The organism is Nitratidesulfovibrio vulgaris str. Hildenborough (assembly GCF_000195755.1).
Taxonomy (GTDB): domain Bacteria; phylum Desulfobacterota; class Desulfovibrionia; order Desulfovibrionales; family Desulfovibrionaceae; genus Nitratidesulfovibrio; species Nitratidesulfovibrio vulgaris.
The window spans coordinates 43,995-61,231 of the sequence record NC_005863.1 but is presented as its reverse complement, the minus strand read 5'-3'; the positions used below and the strand labels follow the sequence as shown (position 1 = coordinate 61,231).

General features: G+C 68.9%; 13 protein-coding genes. All 13 read right to left on the bottom strand.

The window, feature by feature from the left end; all coding sequences use genetic code 11:
* Window position 1: 1 nt before the first annotated feature.
* The 13 genes from DVU_RS16120 to DVU_RS16060 all read right to left on the bottom strand — a co-directional run bounded on the left by DVU_RS16120 (window position 2) and on the right by DVU_RS16060 (window position 17,234).
* Window positions 2-1,471, bottom strand: coding sequence for a lipopolysaccharide biosynthesis protein (locus DVU_RS16120; RefSeq protein ID WP_011176627.1), 1,470 nt, complete (start codon window positions 1,469-1,471; stop codon window positions 2-4).
* Between the two features lie 3 nt (window positions 1,472-1,474).
* On the bottom strand, window positions 1,475-2,866 hold the full coding sequence (locus DVU_RS16115) for an O-antigen ligase family protein (protein WP_223295165.1): 1,392 nt from the start codon (window positions 2,864-2,866) through the stop codon (window positions 1,475-1,477).
* A gap of 60 nt (window positions 2,867-2,926) precedes the next feature.
* Window positions 2,927-4,243, bottom strand: coding sequence for a sugar-transfer associated ATP-grasp domain-containing protein (locus DVU_RS16110; RefSeq protein ID WP_011176625.1), 1,317 nt, complete (start codon window positions 4,241-4,243; stop codon window positions 2,927-2,929).
* 75 nt (window positions 4,244-4,318) lie between these two features.
* The gene (locus DVU_RS16105) at window positions 4,319-5,767 is read right to left on the bottom strand and encodes a glycosyltransferase family 2 protein (protein WP_011176624.1); all 1,449 of its coding nucleotides are present in this window, start codon (window positions 5,765-5,767) and stop codon (window positions 4,319-4,321) included.
* Window positions 5,764-7,380 (bottom strand): DegT/DnrJ/EryC1/StrS family aminotransferase, encoded by a 1,617-nt coding sequence (locus DVU_RS16100; protein ID WP_011176623.1) that lies wholly within the window; start codon window positions 7,378-7,380, stop codon window positions 5,764-5,766. The genes DVU_RS16105 and DVU_RS16100 overlap by 4 nt, the downstream gene beginning before the upstream one ends.
* Window positions 7,377-8,423, bottom strand: a complete 1,047-nt coding sequence (locus tag DVU_RS16095; protein ID WP_011787328.1) for a FemAB family XrtA/PEP-CTERM system-associated protein — start codon at window positions 8,421-8,423, stop codon at window positions 7,377-7,379. The genes DVU_RS16100 and DVU_RS16095 overlap by 4 nt, the downstream gene beginning before the upstream one ends.
* Window positions 8,416-9,267: an XrtA system polysaccharide deacetylase gene (locus DVU_RS16090; protein ID WP_011176621.1), complete on the bottom strand. Its 852-nt coding sequence runs from the start codon at window positions 9,265-9,267 to the stop codon at window positions 8,416-8,418. Before DVU_RS16090 ends, DVU_RS16095 begins: the two co-directional genes overlap by 8 nt.
* A 52-nt stretch (window positions 9,268-9,319) precedes the next feature.
* Window positions 9,320-10,849: a TIGR03016 family PEP-CTERM system-associated outer membrane protein gene (locus tag DVU_RS16085; protein WP_223294692.1), complete on the bottom strand. Its 1,530-nt coding sequence runs from the start codon at window positions 10,847-10,849 to the stop codon at window positions 9,320-9,322.
* A complete protein-coding gene (locus DVU_RS16080) occupies window positions 10,819-12,138 on the bottom strand; it encodes an XrtA/PEP-CTERM system-associated ATPase (RefSeq protein WP_011176619.1) in 1,320 nt (439 codons plus the stop codon). Before DVU_RS16080 ends, DVU_RS16085 begins: the two co-directional genes overlap by 31 nt.
* Before the next feature lie 11 nt (window positions 12,139-12,149).
* Window positions 12,150-13,268: an XrtA-associated tyrosine autokinase gene (locus DVU_RS16075; RefSeq protein WP_011176618.1), complete on the bottom strand. Its 1,119-nt coding sequence runs from the start codon at window positions 13,266-13,268 to the stop codon at window positions 12,150-12,152.
* Between the two features lie 10 nt (window positions 13,269-13,278).
* A complete protein-coding gene (locus DVU_RS16070) occupies window positions 13,279-14,781 on the bottom strand; it encodes an XrtA system polysaccharide chain length determinant (protein ID WP_011176617.1) in 1,503 nt (500 codons plus the stop codon).
* Window positions 14,782-15,588, bottom strand: a complete 807-nt coding sequence (locus tag DVU_RS16065; protein ID WP_011176616.1) for a polysaccharide export protein — start codon at window positions 15,586-15,588, stop codon at window positions 14,782-14,784.
* Window positions 15,588-17,234 (bottom strand): TIGR03013 family XrtA/PEP-CTERM system glycosyltransferase, encoded by a 1,647-nt coding sequence (locus DVU_RS16060; protein ID WP_014524659.1) that lies wholly within the window; start codon window positions 17,232-17,234, stop codon window positions 15,588-15,590. The genes DVU_RS16065 and DVU_RS16060 overlap by 1 nt, the downstream gene beginning before the upstream one ends.
* Window positions 17,235-17,237: the final 3 nt, after the last annotated feature.

Sequence of the window (17,237 nt, the reverse complement as noted above, 5' to 3'; positions counted from 1 at the left end):
CTCAGGCCGCACCCCGCGTGAACCGCAGGAGGGATGACTGGATGCCCACGGCAAGCACGCCCTGCATTCCCGCAAGAAGGGCCAGTTGCAGGTAGCCCGTACCGAGCGTTCCCCGCATGATCAGGTACAGGAGCACCTGCGGGGCCACATGCGTGACCGCCACCTCCGCCAGCAGGCGCGCGTAGGCCAGAAGGGGAAGCCCCGCCTGCGTGAAGACGAACCACGGCACCACCCCGGCGCGAAAGACGAGGGCCACGCCGCAATAGGCCCATGCCACGCCCTCCATGCCGAAGGGCCCCGCCAGCGCCAGCGAGAGCAGTACGATGCTGACGCCCTCCGCCATGGCGCAGCGGGCCAGCATCCGGTGACGGGCCGTCCCCAGCAGGTAGCCGTCTGCGGGCAGCATCCCCAGCGAGAACACGGCCCCGAGGGTCAGCGGCACGAGGGCGTCGTGGGCTTCGGCGAATCCGGGGCCGAGCCACAGCACGATGAACTCCTGCCCGTAGAAGATGAGGCACAGCCCGATGAACGAGGCCGTCACATAGCTCAGCCGCAGGGCGAAGAGCAGCGAACCCGCGGTGTCGTCCCGGTCGCCGCGGGCCTGCATCCGGCTGAAGTACGGCACCATGATGCCGAAGGCGCTCTGCATGAGGCTCAGGAAGTAGCCGATGAACTGCATGGCGATGGAGAACACGGCCACCTCGCGCACGCCCGAGAACAGCGCGATGATGTAGTTCTGCGACCGGTAGCGCATCGACTCGCCCAGTTGCGTCACGGTGAAGGCCCAGCCGTAGCCGAGAAGCTCACGCGCGAGGGCGGCGTCGAAGAGTGCCACACGCACGCGCCCCCTCCCGCTGCGCCGTGCGAAGAGCAGGCAGGCCGCGCCTTCGAGCAGAAAGCCCCCGCCGTTGACCGCCGCCAGCAGCCACAGGCCGTTCTCCGGCGTGATCATGAGCAGCACCGCAAGGCTGGTGAACGCGCTGCGCAGCATGGCCAGCACGGCGATGAGCGTCCAGCGCATCTCGGCCATGAGCAGCCCGGTGTGCGTCCTGAACAGGAAGAACAGCGAGAGGCACACGCTGTAGATGACAAGGCACTGGCGCAGCCTCTCCACGGGCAGCTGGTCGGAGGCGAAGACACCGGCGAACAGCGCAAGCCCCCCGGTCACGCACAGGGCCAGACAGCACGACAGCGCATGGAGGGCGAAGCCCGCCGTGCACACCCGGTCGACCTCGTGCCGGTCGTCACGCGCAAGGGCCGCAGCCGCATGGCGCGACACGGCCTGCATCACGCCGCCCTCGAGCAGCAGGAAGTAGCAGGCCACGGAACTGACCAGCACCCACACGCCATAGTTCGTCTTGCCCAGCGTGCCCACCACCACCGGGGTCACGAACAGGGCGAACCCCACCCCCACCGCGAACGACACGATGCGGATGACGGAATTGCGTGCGAAGTAGCCGGACGTGCCCATGCCTCACCTGCCTGACGGGTCGTGGATGGCGGCGTGGGCCGGTGAACGGCGTCGCCCGAGGGTGGTGCCCGCGTTGTGGCTGCCGGGGCGGACGTTGCCCGCACCGCCCCGTCCGCGCCCCCGCCTGTAGGGTTCGGGGGCGGGCGTCTGCGGTTCGTCGGCGATGCCGGAGGCGGCCTCGCGCTCCTCAAGACGCACCGCCATGGCCGCCACGAGGGCCAGCAGGCAGAAGAACGACATGCTGAACGCCTCGGAGACGAAGCAGATGCCGGTCATGAACGCGGTGAGGGCGTAGCGCACGCCAAGCCAGCGCAACCGTTCCGCGCGGGCGTGAGGGTCTTCATGCCCGGGCGGGGCTTCGGGCAGGGCTTCGGACGAGGTTTCGGGCGGGGTTCCGGACGGGTGCGAGGGACGGGACGGGGAGATGCCACGGTCGGCAAGCCGCGCCACCGTCAGCAGCAGCGAGCAGTACACCACAAGGGCCGCCAGCCCCATCTCGGTGGCCACCTGGATGTAGGTGTTGTGCGCCGTGAGATAGGCGCCGTTGCCGTACATGAAGTTGGCGGGGGCGAACTGCCCCACCCCCACGCCGAGAAGCGGGTTCGACAGCATCATGGCGAGGCCGCTCTTCCACAGTTCGAGCCGTCCCGTTCGGGCGGAGACGTTGTAGTCCGCATCCGCGTCGCCCAGGATGGCGAACCGGTCCCAGAACGAGGCGTCGGCACTGGCGTAGAAGATGCCGCCCGCCAGCAGCAAGAGCGCCAGCAGCGGCAGCCTGCGCCGCGAGGCCAGCACCATGTGCAACCCCATCACCGCAAGGGCCACGAGTCCGCCGCGCGACTGGGTCATGGTCATGGCCACGAGGGCCATGGCGGCGGCCCCCCACGCGGCGAGCCGCACCACCCAGCGCCCTGCCAGCCCTTCGGCCCCGAGCACCGGCAGGAACATGGCGAAGAGCAGGGCAAGGTCGTTGGCGTCGTAGGTGGCGCTCACGAAGGCGCGGCCCGTGCCCTTCTCCACCAGCATCATGCCGCTCAGCAGCGAAACGCCGATCATCAGCGCAAGCCGCAGCATCGCCCCCCCGTCACGACGCGACATGACCGCCAGCGCCACGAAGATGAACACCGTCTTCGCCACCCCCTGAAAGCTCTCCAGCGCACCGGCGCGCCAGACGCTGAACGGCACGCTCAGCGCCGCGAGCAAGAGCAGCAGCAGGACCTGCCGCAGCAGGGGCGTGCGCCATACCACGGGCGGCGTGATGCGCGACGCGCTCACGGCCAGCGTCAGCCCGCCCAGCGCGAAGGCCAGCTTGCCCAGATGCAGCGGGGCGAGCACGGGGAACAGTTCCGCGATGCGCGTGAACCCCACCAGTGTCAGCAGATGAATGGCGACCATGTCCAAGGGGAGACTGTCCTTTCGCCCGTCGGCACGCCGCGAGGGCGCACCGCGCGCGGGTCAATGCACGGCGGCCACGGCACCCAGCCGTTCGCAATGCGCGAGGATGAAGTTGGCGAACCGTTCGTCGTTCATGCCCTCGCCCGCCGGGAAGCGTGCGGTGTCGATGCGCGGCGCGGGGCTGCCGCCCAGAAGCCGCAACGTGTCGGTGCCGATGACGATGTCCCACGACATGACGGGGTAGTCGGGCATCAGGCGGTGCGCCTCGGTGGCGAGGGCGCGTGCCTCGTCCCACAGGGGCAGACGCAGGCCGGCGATGACCTCGCCCGTCTCGGGGTGGCGCTTCCAGCGTTGCGGCGAACGGCTCTTGACGCCATCGCCGAGTTCACCCGTCCGCAGGTCGACCACCCGCGCCGTGAGGCCGTATTCCGGGCCGCATTCGGCCCGCCACCACCCGCCGGGGATACGCGTCAGCGCCGCGACGAGTTCCGGTTCGCCCCCGATGGCCGCCAGCGTGAAGCAGCGCACCGAGCACGACCCCAGAAGGCCGAGGGGCCGCAACACGGGGTGGGCGGGTTCGAAGGGTTGCAGCAGCATGGTGCGCCCTGCGGAAAGGTCGCGTGCGCGCGCCCCGATGTCGTCCAGCGTCACCCGGTTGCCGTGCCGCAGCCAGCAGCCCTGCCCGCTGCGCCATTGCCACAGTTCGCCGCACAGCCCGTCGTCCCAGTCGGCGGGCTTGAGGTACAGGTCGCGCCCCTGCGCCTGTTGCAGGGCGTCTTCGGCCCATGCCACCGTGCCGTCGGGGTCGAAGCGCGCCAGCACCGGCACGCAGGGCAGACCCAGTTCGTCGCAACGGCGCAGGAAGGCCACGCGGTCGGTGATGTCGGGCGACATGCTGGTGGCGGACAGCACATCGGCGATGATGCGCAGTTCATGCGGCATGATGAAGCTGCCGGGGCTTGGCGCGTCGGGCCGGAAGAGGTCGAAGTCGTAGAACAGCCGCGCGTTCATGTTGTGGCGCATGGCCGCCTTGTAGCTTTGGCCCACCTGCCGCCAGCGCGGCACATGGTAACGGCGGGCCACGTCGCCCCCCTGCCGCACCGCCCGGGCGACGCTGCCCATGAACGCACTGCCGGGCCACGACAGCGTGCTGATGAGAAGCCGCACCCACGAGGCGGCGGTCACGCAGCGTGACACGTCCAGCCTTTGGCAGGCACGGTGCAACCGCGCCATGTCGCCCTCTCCGTTCAGGTACGCGAACGAGGGCAGCGGCAGCGGGCAGTGGTCGGCGCGCATGGCACGCACGACCTTGCGTCCAAGCCTCCACGCATGGCGCAGGATGCGCGCCACGGCGATAACGGGTGTTCTTGCCTGCATATGTTCCCTCCTCACGTCCGGTGTCGCTTCGCCTGATGCACGAAATCCCCTGAAAACATCGACGCTGACGCCGCGTCAGTCCCCTCTGGGCGTCCACGTCACGAAGGTCTGCCCGCGCAGCAGCCTGTACAGGCCGTTGACCGCAGCGGCATGAAGCACCACGAACAGCCACGCCGTGCGGGCATGACCGCCCCACCCCCGCCCGCCGCCAAGCCCGCGCGCCCCGGCCCACGCCAGCAGTCCGCCGCCTGCGAGGGCCGCAGCCGCGAGGGCATAGGGCATACCGCGGGGGACGAGCGCCACCGCACTGACCGCGCACACCGCCAGCAACGGCAGCGTGGCCCAGCGCAACACCTTGTGCGACAGCATCTGCCACACGAAGCCCCAGCACCCCCGGCGCACCAGCACCGGAAGCTGCCGCAGGCAGATGAGCCACGACTGGGCCATGATGCGGGTCTGACGCCGCATCTCCGCGCCCGTATCGGGCTGTGAGTCGGGCTGCGCCTGCGGTCGCGGGCGGGACTGCGGGCCGGGTTGCATGCCGGGTGACGTGCCGAAAGATGACCTTCCGCCAGACGACGTGCTGCCCGGTTGCGTGTTGCCCGGTTGCGTGCTGCCGGGTGACGCTACGGGCGCGTCGACCTCCTCCTCGACCACGGCACGGGGTTCGCTCACGGCCCGCGCCCCCGCCAGCAGCACCTGTACGGGGTGCAGCAGGTCGTTGATATACTCCGGGGCCAGCGGGGTGTAGAGCGCACGGCGCATGGCATAGGCCGCGCCGTCGGCCCCCACGATGGAGAAGAGGTCGCTCTCGCGCGATTTGATCCATTCCTCGTAGCGCCGGTACACGCCGCCCGCCGTGGTGTCGCCGCTGGCGTGGACGTAGACGCTCACACCGCTGACGAGGCCCACGCCGGGGTCGGCAAGCCGTTCGGCCAGCCGCCGCACGCAGTCGGGGCGGAACATGGCGTTGGCGTCGGTGAAGACCAGCACGTCGCCGTGTGCCTCTGCCGCGGCGCGGTTGAGGGCGCGGGTCTTGCCGCCGCGTGCCTCCTGCCGCACGAGGCGCACCCGCTGCCCCGCGTAGCGGGCGACGATGCTCTCGGTGGCGTCGGTGCAGCCGTCGGAGACCACGCACAGTTCGATGCGCTCTGCCGGGTAGTCCAGCGCGAGGAAATTCAGTATCTTGCGCTCGATGACCGCCTCCTCGTCGAAGACGGAGAGCAGCACGCTCACGGTGGGCAGGTCGGCGTCCGGGATGACGCGGGCCGTGTCGGGTGAGGATGCGGACGGGCCAGCTGACGGACGGACGGACGGGGCATCGGCCTGTGCCGCGCTGTGCCATGATGCGGCCATACTGGCTGAAGGGCGGGCTGACGAAGGGGCGGCAGGGCTGACGTCGGGGGAGGCGGCACGACGCGCCGCAGTACGCCGCACGAGGCGCGACCCCGCTTCCAGAAGCAGCGGGTAGCCCACGAAGGCATAGGCCAGCAGCCCGGACGACAGCCAGAACAGCGTCTTCATCGCGCACCCCCATCGGGTCGGCCTGACACGGCGATACCCGCGGCAGGGCAGGCGCGGACGGCCTCATACGAACCGCACGTCGTGCCGCCCGAGGTTCCTCCAGCGGGTACCCCCGGCATCTCTCCAGCGGGCACCCCCGCCATGACGGCAGACAGGTTGTCCGCCATGGCGTCCATGTCGTCTTCCGTCACCCCGGCATGGGTGGGCAGGGTCAGCAGCGTGGCGGCCAGCCACCGCGATGCGGGGCAGTCCGGCCCGGGCAGAAGGTGCGCCGCCAGCCGCGGGGCCTCTGCCGCGAGGTCTTGCAGCGACAGGGGGTACGACCGCACAAGGCCGAGGCGTGACGCCTCCGGCACGGTGTCGCCGGGCCATTCGCACGCCTCGGGCAGCACCGGAAGCCGCAGGTGGACGGGCATCGCCCCCGGCTGCACACAGAGGGTGCGCAACCCCGGCACGTGATGGAGACGCTGTTCCAGTGCCGTCGCCACGCGGCTGCGGTCGCCGTTGATGGCGTCAAGCCGCGCCATGGCGCGCGCCGCCAGCGTCGCCTGCAAGGGGCGCAGGGGCCCGACCTCGAAATCGGGGTCGAAGCGGGATGTCCCGATGCCGAGAAAGGGCAGCGACGCGGGCACCCAGTACAGGGCGGGATTCAGGAAGAGGCGCAGCATGACCACACGCGCCAGAAGGCGCATGTCGGCGACGGCCTCCGCAGCCCTGCCCCGCGCCGGGGCGGGTGACGTGCCAGTCGATGGGCCAGCCGCCGTGGTGCCCGATGCTTCACCCGGTGCTGCACCCGATGCGTCACCCGTCGCCAGACCCGTCACCGGGCCGGGTGCGGAAGGCGTCGCTGCTGTCGTCACTGAAGGCGTCGCCGCAGTGGATGCGGTGCAGGGCAGCGCCGCCCACGGCACGAGTCCCGCCACGGCAGCCGCCAGCGCGTCGTCGTCCGTGACCACGAGGCCGCCGTCCACCGCCGTGATGTTCTTGCCACGGGCGAGGCTGAACAACCCCGCATCGCCCGTGGTGCCCGCAAGCCCGTCGGCTGAACGTGCGCCCATGGCCTGCGCCGCATCGTCCACCAGCATGGCCCCGGCCCCGTGGCACAGGTCGCGCAAGGCACCGGTGGGCACGGGGTAGCCGAAGAGGTGGCACGCCACCACCGCCAGCACCCGGTCGTCCAGCTGCGCGGTCACATCCTCCATGCGGGGGGCCAGCGTCGCGGGGTCGAGGTCGTACAGCCGCACCAGCAGCCCCGCGTGTACGGCGGCGGCAGCCACGGAATACGAGGTGTAGGCGGGCAGCAGCACCACGTCACGCGCCGGGGCTAGACGGCGCATGGCCTGTAGCGTCACGGAGAGGGCCGCCCGCCCGGTGCCGAGGGCGAAGGCGTGACGGCAACCCGTGAGCGCGTGCAGCGCCGTGCCGAGGGCCGCCAGCGCAGCGCGGCCCGCATCACCGGACGCAGCATCACCGGACGCACGCTGCCACCCTGTCGCGAGGGCCGTGCCCGCAGCCGCCACGATGTCGCCCACGGGCAGCGGCACGCCGCCGGGCGGCAGATGGCGGTAGGGCGGGCAGATACCCGTGCGGCGGCAGAAGTCGGACACGCTCATGGGATGCTCCTGACGATGTGCGGGCCGATGAACCGCGTGAGGGCCACGGGCAGATGCCGCCACACCCGCACGGCGAGGCTGAAGCGGGCGCTGGACGGGTTGAGGTCGGGCAGGGGTGCGCCATCGGCCAGCAGGTACTCCCAGCTGAGGGGCACCTCGCGCGCGCCCCACTGCGCCTTGAAGCGCCACGGGCCGCTGTCGCGCGACGAACGCCCGAAGTCGAACACGGTGAACCCTTCACGGCACGCCGTCTCCATGCAGTGCCAGTACATGAGGTTGTTGGGGCAGCGGTCACGGTGGGTGCGCAGCGACGAGGCCCACGGCACCTCGAAGGTGTTGCCGTGCGTGTAGCAGAGGGCTGCCGCCACCACGGCGTCTCCGTCGCGCACGGCGACGATGCGCGTGGCGCCGGGGAATTCGTCCATGATGGTCTCGAAGAAGCGCCGCGAGTACACCGGCGTGCCGAGGTCGCGCATGTTGACGGCGAACACGTCGTAGAACGGCCCAAGCAGCCCCGCGCCGCCCTGTTCCACGGTGAGGCCCGACTTGCCCGCCTTGCGCACCTGATTGCGCACCTTGTCGCGCAGGCCGCGCCACAGGGTGTCGGGGTCGTCCGGCAGGTCGAGGAGCATGGTCACCTTGTGCGACTTGGCGGAAAGCCCGAGGCGCGGCGGCCCCACGTGCCGCAGTTCGATGCTGCCCGCCCCGGTGCGCCGCAGCAGGCCCTCGGCCTCGTCGATGAGCGCCTGCGCCGCCTCGGCGGAGTCCGCCAGCAGCCCGCCGTAGTTGACGAAGGGCAGCGAGACGAGAAAGCGCCCGAAGAGGCGGCTGCGGATGTGGACGAGGGGCAGCACCCCGGCGATGCGTCCGCCGTCGAAGGCCGCGAGGGGATACGCCGCGTGCCCGAAGGCCCGTTGCGCCACCCGCGTCCAGCCCATGCGGTGATAGCCCGTGGACTCCGCATGGGCCGCCACGTAGGCGTCCCACAGGGCCGCCTCTTGCGGGGCGTTGGGGTCGACGCCCCTGACCTCCATGTCAGACATGGGCCACCGTCCCGAAGAGCACCGAACTCATGGTGGTGAAGCGCAACGAAGAGAACAGGTGCCGCAGCTTCGACTCGGTGGAGTCGAGGTTCAGGTAGTGCCTGAAGCGCGAACGTGCCGTGGCGCGGATGCGCGGTTGCGCCGGGTCTATCTCCCACGGGTGGAAGTAGAGGACGCACGGCTTGCCCGAATCGTTCAGCCGCCTGAAGGCGCCGCTCACCCACGTGGCGGGCAACAGGCGCAGGTAGCCCCCGCCCGCCACGGGCAGGTTCACGCGGCGACCCATGACCTCCACCTGATAGGTGGTGGGCGGGAACTCCTCGATGACGCCGCCCTCACGGGTGATGGTATGCGGGAAGCGCTGGCTGCCGGGCATGCCGTAGATGTCGTGGTTGATGGGGAAGATGCTCGAATCGTAGGTGAAGCCCTCCTCGATGAGCACGTCGAGGGCCCAGATGGTGTCTTGCGTGATGGTGTAGCTGGGCGCGCGGTAGCCGTTCACCGGCTGGCCCGACAGGTCCTGCAACAGCCGCCGCGAACGCTGGATGTCGTCGCGGAAGGCCCTGGGGTTGAGCGTGGTGATGCGCTTGTGCGAATAGCCGTGGCAAGCCACCTCGTGCCCTGCCGAGGCCATGCGCCGCACGAGTTCGGGGTGACGCTTCGCCACCCAGCCCAGCGTGAAGAAGGTCGCACGCAGCCCCCACCTGTCGAGCAGGTCGAGCACGTGGTTGGTGTTGCGCAACGCGCGTTGCGGCAGCGAGTCCCACAGTCCGGGGTCGACGGCCTTCTCGAATGCGCTGACGTGGAAGTAGTCTTCGACGTCGATGGTAAGTGCGTTCCGCATGTTCCCCTCCCCAAGAGGCTTGTGGCCCGTAGGCCTTGCGTTCATGCCGTCGTCAGAAGGTCATTCCCCATTCCAGCATGACCCTGTTGACGTTGAAGGACGAGGCGGAGTCGCTGGAGTCCACCGCCTTGTACCTGTAGGTCAGCGCGAGCCACGACGACTCGCTGAGCTCGTAGTTGAGCCCGGTGTTGAGGTAGACGCGGTCGGACGTGGTCGCCGAATCCGACCCGGCATCGAGTTCGGCGGTGGCGCCTGCGCTGGCTTTCAGGCGTTCCGTCAGGTCGTAGGAGTAGTTCACGCCGGGGCGCCAGAACTTGTTGCCGCCGCCTTCCAGCGTGGAGTCGTACTCGGAGTAGCCCATCGAGGTGGTCAGCCGCGAACGGTCGAAGTCGAAGAGGATGCCCGCGGTGTTCATCTGGCGCAGGATGCTCCTGCCGCTTTGCGGGTCTTCGGTGTAGTCGCGCTCGCTGCGGAAGGTGAGCTTGTGCCTGCCGAGGGCGTGGGCGACGTCGGCGCTGTAGTAGAACCGGGTCGAACTCTCGCCGTCGTCGGTCTCTGTCAGCATGGGGCCGCACCGCAACTTGAGGGTGCTGTCCTGCATGTACTCGTAGCGGAAGCCGACATAGGGGCGGTGCCGGGTGAAGTCCTGCTGCTCTTCCGACTCCTGCCGCGAAATCTGGTAGCCGGTGAGCAGCGCCACCCGTTCGGTCATCTCGTATTCGCCGTCGGCGAAGATGTCGTGCTGCTGCTTCACGTTGCGGTTGAGCGAGGTCTCGCCGCTGCTCCATCCCGGAAGGAAGGTGCGCGAACCGCTGCCGGGTTCGGTCTCGTCGGCGTAGCGGATGTCGGTGAAGCGGTAGCCCGTCTTCAGGCTGACGCGCTCGCCCGACCCGAACACGAGATACGGCGACACGGCGAAGGTGTTCTGGTCGGTCTGGTCGCGCCGGGTGTCGCCCTCGATGAGGTCGCCGCGCGAGGCCTGACGGTAGACGGGGCGCAGGTTCTCGGAGATGTCGAGGAAGAAACGCTCTTCGGCCAGTTCGAGCAGGGCCTTGGCCTCGAGGGTATGGCTGTAGTCGTCGGGGGACTCGCCCTGCATGTAGAAGGCGTAGTCGCCCTTGTACCTGATGGACGCGGCCACGCGCTCGGCATCGTACTTGTAGCGGAGTTCGGGCTTGACGTGCGAGACGAAGTCGTCGGGGCCGTTGCGGCGTTCGGTGACGTTGTCGTTGTATTCGCCGCCAAGGCCGAACGACGCCTCGAAGGTCTCTTCCGCCACGGCGCTACCCGCCGCGCACGCCAGAAGACCCGCAGCCCCCAGTGCCGCAAGACACGTCATCATGTGCCCGTGGAATGCCGAACGCCGTGCCGTCATGCTTTCGCTCCTGTTCGATGCCGTTGTCGCCGCGCCTTGCGGTGGTGCGTGCCCGGTGGCCCTGAGGCCGTCTCCGCCGGATGCCAGCCCGAAGGCCCTTGCGAGGGTCTCTCCGCCAGCGCACCGTGTCGCCCGTTCCTTCGCCGTCTCCTGCCGCCTCGTGCCGTCTCCGTCCGCTAGCCGCCCACGAACCAGCGTCTCAGCCATCCGCCCCGCTGGTTGCCGGCCCGTTCTGCCGCCAGACGTTCCTGCGCGGCCTGTTCCTGTCGCACCTGCACCTGTCGCTGCGCCTGTGCGAAGTGCAGCCTGTCCACCCTCTCCGCCATGCGCGTGAGCACCTGCTCGAGCTCGTTCTGGCGTTCGAGCATGTCGAAGTAGGCGTTCTCGCCCATGCGGGCGTGGGCCTGTTCGAGCTCGCCCACACGGCGCGAGAGCCCTTGCAGCAGCGAGAGCATCGCCGGGGTCGCCTGCGCCTGCGTCTGCGTCATTGTCTGGGCGACGCCCGCAGGGACTTGCGCGGCAGTGCCTACGGGGGCGGGGGTCATATCGACAGGCGCTCCGGCTGCCGCCGCGTGGCTGCCGTTGCCCCCGGCTGCGCCCGTCACCGTCATCGCGCTGGCCCCTGTCACGGCGGGCGACGTCTCGTCGCCAGCCTCGCCTTCAGTCTCCGTCCCGGTGGGCCAGAACTGGTGGTCGAAATCCATGGAGTGCAACAGGTCGAGCATCTCGGGCAGCGAGATGCTGCGCCGTCCCGCCGCGTAGGCGTCGAGCAGCACGTAGCTGCCGAGGATGTTCACCAGCCGGGGGATGCCCCGCGTGGCCCTGTGCATCTCCGCCATCACGCCCTCCTCCCAGTGCAGGGCGTCGCGGTTGCCCGCGCGTTCGAGCCTGTAGAGGACGTACTCCTCGACCTCTTCGCGGGTGAGCGGCTCGAGGTGGCACTGCACGAGGATGCGCTGGCGCAGTTGCAGCAGCTGCGGCGAACGGATGCGCTCGCGCAGTTCGGGCTGTCCCACGAGGATGATCTGCAACAGCTTGGCGTTGTCCGTTTCGAGGTTGGAGAGCATCCGCACCTCTTCGAGCACCTCGGGGGTGAGGTTCTGGGCCTCGTCGATGATGAGCACGGGCCGCCGCCGTTCGGCGTACTGTTCGATGAGGAAGGTGTTGAGGTCGCGCAGCATGGCGACCTTGTCCCTGCCGTCGGTCTCGAGGCCGAAGTCGTCGTTGATCATGGCCACCAGCTGTTCGGCATCGACGCTGGTGTTGAAGACCTTGGAGATGAGCACGTCGCCGAGGCTGCGCTTGAGCAGGCTGCGGATGAGCGTGGTCTTGCCCGCGCCCACCTCCCCGGTGATCAGGATGAAGCCCGCACGGTCGCGCACCCCGTATTCCAGATACGCCGAGGCCTTGCGGTAGGCGCGACTCGGGTACAGGAAGTCGGGGTTGGGAAGCAGGTCGAAGGGCTTCACCCGAAAGCCGAAGAATGCCGTGTACACCGTGCCCTCCGTCACTGGCCCTGCCCGGTGCGATGGGCACCGTAGGCGTAGCGGTTGGTGCCGTATCTGTCGCCATAGCCGGGAAAACTGGGCCACGCGGGGTGGCTGGCGTCGTTGTAGATGACGCCCATGAGGTTCGAGCCTTCGAGGGCCTCGAGTGTCTTGGAGATGCCGTTCAGCGTGGCGATGTTCTCGCGCGCCACCAGCAGCACGCCGTCCACCATGCGGCCGAGTACCCGCGTCTCCGCGAAGGGCAGCGCCGGGGCGGTGTCGATGATGACGTAGCGGTCGGCGTAGCGGCGCTTCATCTCGTGCAGCATGTCGCGCATGAGCGACGAGGCGAACAACTCGCCGGGGTTGGGCAGTTGCCGCCCCGCGGGCAGGAACGACAGCCGCCCCACTCCCGTGGGCACGAGGGCCTCGTGCAGGGGGATGCCGTCCATGAGGCAGTCGGAGAGGCCGGGCGAGGCCTCCACCCCGAAGAGACCGTGGGCGCAGGGGGCGCGCAGGTCGGCGTCGATGTAGAGGACGGTGTTGTCGTATTCCTGCGCGAGGCTGATGGCGAGATTGGCGGAGACCAGCGTCTTGCCCTCGCCCATGACGGAACTCGTGACCATGAACAGGTTCATGCCCTTCTGCCGCGCCAGCGACACCAGCCGACCCTTGATCTTGCGGTATTCCTCGCTCATGGGGTCGTCGAAGCCCGAGGCGGCGATGAGCTTCTGGTCGAGCGTCACCTGACGGGGCTTCGAGTCGGCATACGCCGCCCTGCCCTCCGCGCCGACGGCCCGGTAGCCGTTGTTGCCACGGGCGATACCGGATGCGGTTCCCGGTACGACGCCCGGTGCGGTGTCGCGATGCAGGGGGCCCGATGCCACTGATGGCGTCGCGCCCATTGTCACGGCGGGTGTCACGGCGGGTGTCACGGGCGGCGAGACCTGAAGCGCGGGGCCGCCATGCGCGTCGTCGGCACGGGCCACGGCAGCCTCTACACCGCGTGGCATGGCCACGGGCTGTTCAGGCGCAGCACCGGCACCGCCCTTGCCCTGTGCACCCGGCGCACCGGGAAGGGTGTCTGCGGCCTCGCGCTCACGGGCGGCCCGTGCCAGTGCCTCTTCGATTCTGCTCATGGCCTTCTCCTCACAACCAGTTGGAGACGATGTTGCGCACACGGGCGAACACGCCGTCGAACGCCTCGAAACCGCTGTATTCCGCGGCTGCCAGCCCCACCACGAACAGGGCCACCGTCACCGACATGGCAAGGGCGACCTGCCTGTGCCGCCCGATGCGCGCGTCGTCGGGCGAGGCGATGCGGGGCAACGCGCCGAGCACCACGACCCCCATGGCGGTGAGGTCCTCCACCGAGCGCAGCTTGCGGAACAGCTGGTCGGAGAGGATGACCCACCCCGCGCCGATGGCCCCGCCAAGCAGCAGCCCCGCCAGCATGATGAGCGGCCTGTTGGGGGTGCTCGGCCGTATGGGCAGGATGGCGGGGTCGATGATGCGAAGGCTCACGGCCTTGTCCTGCAATTCCATCTGCTTCGAGACTTCGGACTGCCCGTAGCGCGTCACCAGCTGTTCGTAGATGAGCGTCTCGTTCTTGCGGGCCTGTTGCAGGGCCTGCAGTTCGGTCTGCACTGCGGGCAGTTCCTGCAACAGGCGCTTGTCCTTCTCGATGAGCTCTTGCTGGATGCGCTCTATCTCGTTCAGCGATTCGAGTTCGACCTTGATGCGCTGGTAGTCGACGCCGCCCTTGCGCCCGCCGCCCCCGCCCCCGCTGGCGCGCAGGGCGTCGAGTTCGGCCTTGGCGCGCACCACGTCGGGGTGCTGCGCGGTGTAGGTTCCCAGAAGCGCCTTGTAGGCCGCCTCCTTCTCGGCAAGCCGCCCGCCGCCCGTCCCCTTCTCGAGGATGCCGAGCTGGGCCAGCCGCTCGTTCTTGCGGATGCGCGTCTCTTCGAGGCGGTGTTCCGTCTCCTTGATCTCCTCGCGCAGGATGCTCTCGTTCATGCTGAGGATCATGCCCTTCTCGGACTTGAAGGCGTCGATGGCCTTCTGCGCGGCCTCGATGCGCTTCTGGAACACCTCTATCTGGTCGGAGAGGAAGCGCGTGGCCTCGTACGACTCTTCGCGCTTCGAGGCCGTACTCTCCTCGATGTAGCGCCGGGTGAGCGCGTTGACGAAGTCACGCGCCCGTTCCGGCGACGCGTCGCGGTAGCGGATGTAGAAGAGACCCTTCTTCTCCTCGTAGCTGATCTCGACGTTCTTGCGCGTGTTCTCGATGAGTATCTCAAGCTGTTCGCCCTGCCTGCCGAGGTCCATGTCGAGGTCGCGGATGACGGCGAGCAGCATCTTGCGACTCAGGATGGACACCTTGAGGATGCGCAGTTTCGCTTCAAGCGACGGGGTGATGGCGATGCCCTTCACCAGTTCGTTGACCACGTTCTGCTCGACCGACACGGAGGAGTGCGCCTCGTAGCGTTTGGGCAACACATAGCTGACCGCCACACCGAGCAGGGTCACCCCCACGGCGATGGCGCAGAAGGTCACGATGCTCTCGCGCAGCAGCACGAGGTAACGCCTGACATCGAGGCTGCCGGACTCGCGGCCCGGCGCCTGCTGGGGTTCACGTCCTCCGGGTCGCATCTAGAACAGCCCCTTCTTGGCGATGACGTAGTCGCCAGCCTGCAACGGCACGTTCTGGGTGAGGTCGCCCTTGTCGATGAGGTCGCCCGCGCGCACCACCACGACCTCCTGCCGTCCGTCGCGTTCGCGCACCACTTCCGTCTTGTTGCGGTCGGCGAAGCGGGTGAAGCCCTTGGCTGCCAGCAGCGCCTCCATCAGGGTCATGCCCTCGTGGTAGGTCAGGGTCATGGGTTCGTTGACCGCGCCCACCACATAGACCGACCACTTGGCGCGGAAGGGGATGAACACCCGGTCGCCGGGCTTGAGTTCGACGTCGTCGGCGATGGCGCCGCGTTCGTAGAGGTCGCGGAAGCCCGTGCGCAGCACCGTGCCCTCGCGGGTGAGGGTCGCACCGTCGAGGTCGGCGGTGGCTTCGGGGGCGATGCGGGTGAGCAGCTGCAACAGCGTGGTGCGGCCCGCCATGGGCACCATGCCGGGTTTCACGCCGGGGCCGTGCACGATGACGCTGTTGTTCTGCGACATGTCCACGCTGACGGTGACCACCGGGTTGCGCACGAGTTCGGCGTAACGGGTGGTTATCTTGGCCTGAAGCTGTTCGGCGGTCTGGCCTGCGGCGTCCATGTCACCGATGCCGGGCAGGGTTATCCTGCCGTCGGGGCGCACCGTGACCTTCACCGAAAGCTCCTTCTCGCCCCATACGTTGACGCTGATGCCGTCACCGTGGTTGATGATGTAGTCGAAGCAGTAGCCGACCGAGGCGCCCATGAGCACCATGACAAGGGACATGATGACTGCGAATCTTTTCACTACCTTGCTCCCGATCCTGAAAGTACGACGGAAAACGTCCTTGCAATGATCTCCATATCCAGCATGAAGGCACGATTCTTGATGTAGTAGAGATCGTACCGCAGTTTCTCCAGTGCATCGGCCTTGCTCGCCCCGTAGGGGAAGCGCACCTGCGCCCACCCGGTGAGTCCCGGACGCACGGCGTGACGCTGTTCGTAGAAGGGCACCTCGCGCGACAGTTCAGCCACGAACTCGGGGCGCTCGGGCCGCGGGCCGATGAAGCCCATGTCGCCGCGCAGCACGTTGAAGAGTTGCGGCAACTCGTCGATGCGGCAGCGCCGCATGAAGGCCCCGAAGCGGGTCACGCGGCTGTCGTTGGCCCGCGCCCAGACCGGGCCGGTGTCCTTCTCCGCGTCCTGCCGCATGGTCCTGAACTTGTAGAGGGTGAAGGGCCTGCCGCCCCGCCCCACCCGCACCTGACGGAAGAGCACCGGGCCCGGCGAATCGAGCCTGACGGCAAGGGCCACGAAGGGGATGAAGGGCGCGACGAGAAGGGACGCCACCAGCGCGAGGGCGATGTCCGCCGCCCGGCGTCCGGCATCGCACAGCCTGCTGCCGCCGAAGCCGGGGGCGAAGATGAGCCAGCCGGGGGTGATGTGCTCGACGTTGAGCTTGCGCGTGACCATCTCGTAGAAGGTGGAGGCGTCGAGCACCCGCACCCCGCGCAGACGGCAGCGCATCACCGCGTCCACCGGGAAGCTGCCGCGACGTTCCGCGAGGCTGACCACGATGGTACGCACCTTCTCGCGGCGGGCGAGGTTCGCCAGCCATTCGGCGTCGTCTCCACATGAACCGGTGGCGGGGACGGAACCGGGAATGGCACCGCGAACGGGGTGCGACGCATCCGGCACGACGCCCGTGACATCGGCGCAGTGCGGGTCGTGGGGCAGCCCGAGACCCTGCGCACGGAGATGGGTCTGGCAGGCCTGTCCTGCTGACGGCTGCGCCTGATAGCATGATGACTGCGCCCGGTCGGACGACGCCTGCTGTCCTGATGACGGCTGCGCCCGTTCGGATGACGGCTGCGCCTGTCCTGATGACGGCTGCGCCCGGTCGGACGACGGCTGCGCCCGTTCGGATGACGGCTGCGCCTGGTACCCCGTGCCCACCGGGCGGCCCGAGTGCCAGCGCACCGTGGTCTTCACCCTGAAGCGGCTTTCGCTGGCCTCGGCAAGGCCCGCCGCCGTGCGGATGCCCTCGTCGTCGCCAAGCACCAGCACGCCATGCGCCAGCGAGGGGAACAACCGCCAGAACGACGCGGCCACGGTGCTGCCCGCCCGCAACAGGGCGAACCACAGCAGCACCCACATGGCCGTCAGCTCATGCCGCGACAGCACCCCCGCCTCGGCGTGCAGCGGCACCAGCAGCACCGACGCCGCCAGCACCGCCAGTACCGTACCGCCGATGCCCGGCATCGTCCCCCCTGCCCGCTGCTCATGCACGTCGGTCACGGCGGCGCAGACCAGCAGCACGGCGGCCAGCACCAGCATGTCCGTCACGGGCGGCATGGCCAGTTCACCCGACAGCGGCCACAGGGCCACGATGCCGAGTGCCAGCGCCACACGCAGTGAATCGCCGAGCAGATGGAGGAGGGGATGCCTGAACATGGG

Coding starts and splice junctions, on each gene's coding strand:
- DVU_RS16115 (WP_223295165.1), bottom strand. CDS start 2,866: ATGGTCGCCATTCATCTGCTGACACTGGTGGGGTTCACGCGCATCGCG.
- DVU_RS16085 (WP_223294692.1), bottom strand. CDS start 10,849: ATGGCTGAGACGCTGGTTCGTGGGCGGCTAGCGGACGGAGACGGCACG.
- DVU_RS16060 (WP_014524659.1), bottom strand. CDS start 17,234: ATGTTCAGGCATCCCCTCCTCCATCTGCTCGGCGATTCACTGCGTGTG.
- DVU_RS16100 (WP_011176623.1), bottom strand. CDS start 7,380: ATGAGCGTGTCCGACTTCTGCCGCCGCACGGGTATCTGCCCGCCCTAC.
- DVU_RS16070 (WP_011176617.1), bottom strand. CDS start 14,781: ATGCGACCCGGAGGACGTGAACCCCAGCAGGCGCCGGGCCGCGAGTCC.
- DVU_RS16090 (WP_011176621.1), bottom strand. CDS start 9,267: ATGCGGAACGCACTTACCATCGACGTCGAAGACTACTTCCACGTCAGC.
- DVU_RS16095 (WP_011787328.1), bottom strand. CDS start 8,423: ATGTCTGACATGGAGGTCAGGGGCGTCGACCCCAACGCCCCGCAAGAG.
- DVU_RS16075 (WP_011176618.1), bottom strand. CDS start 13,268: ATGAGCAGAATCGAAGAGGCACTGGCACGGGCCGCCCGTGAGCGCGAG.
- DVU_RS16105 (WP_011176624.1), bottom strand. CDS start 5,767: ATGAAGACGCTGTTCTGGCTGTCGTCCGGGCTGCTGGCCTATGCCTTC.
- DVU_RS16120 (WP_011176627.1), bottom strand. CDS start 1,471: ATGGGCACGTCCGGCTACTTCGCACGCAATTCCGTCATCCGCATCGTG.
- DVU_RS16110 (WP_011176625.1), bottom strand. CDS start 4,243: ATGCAGGCAAGAACACCCGTTATCGCCGTGGCGCGCATCCTGCGCCAT.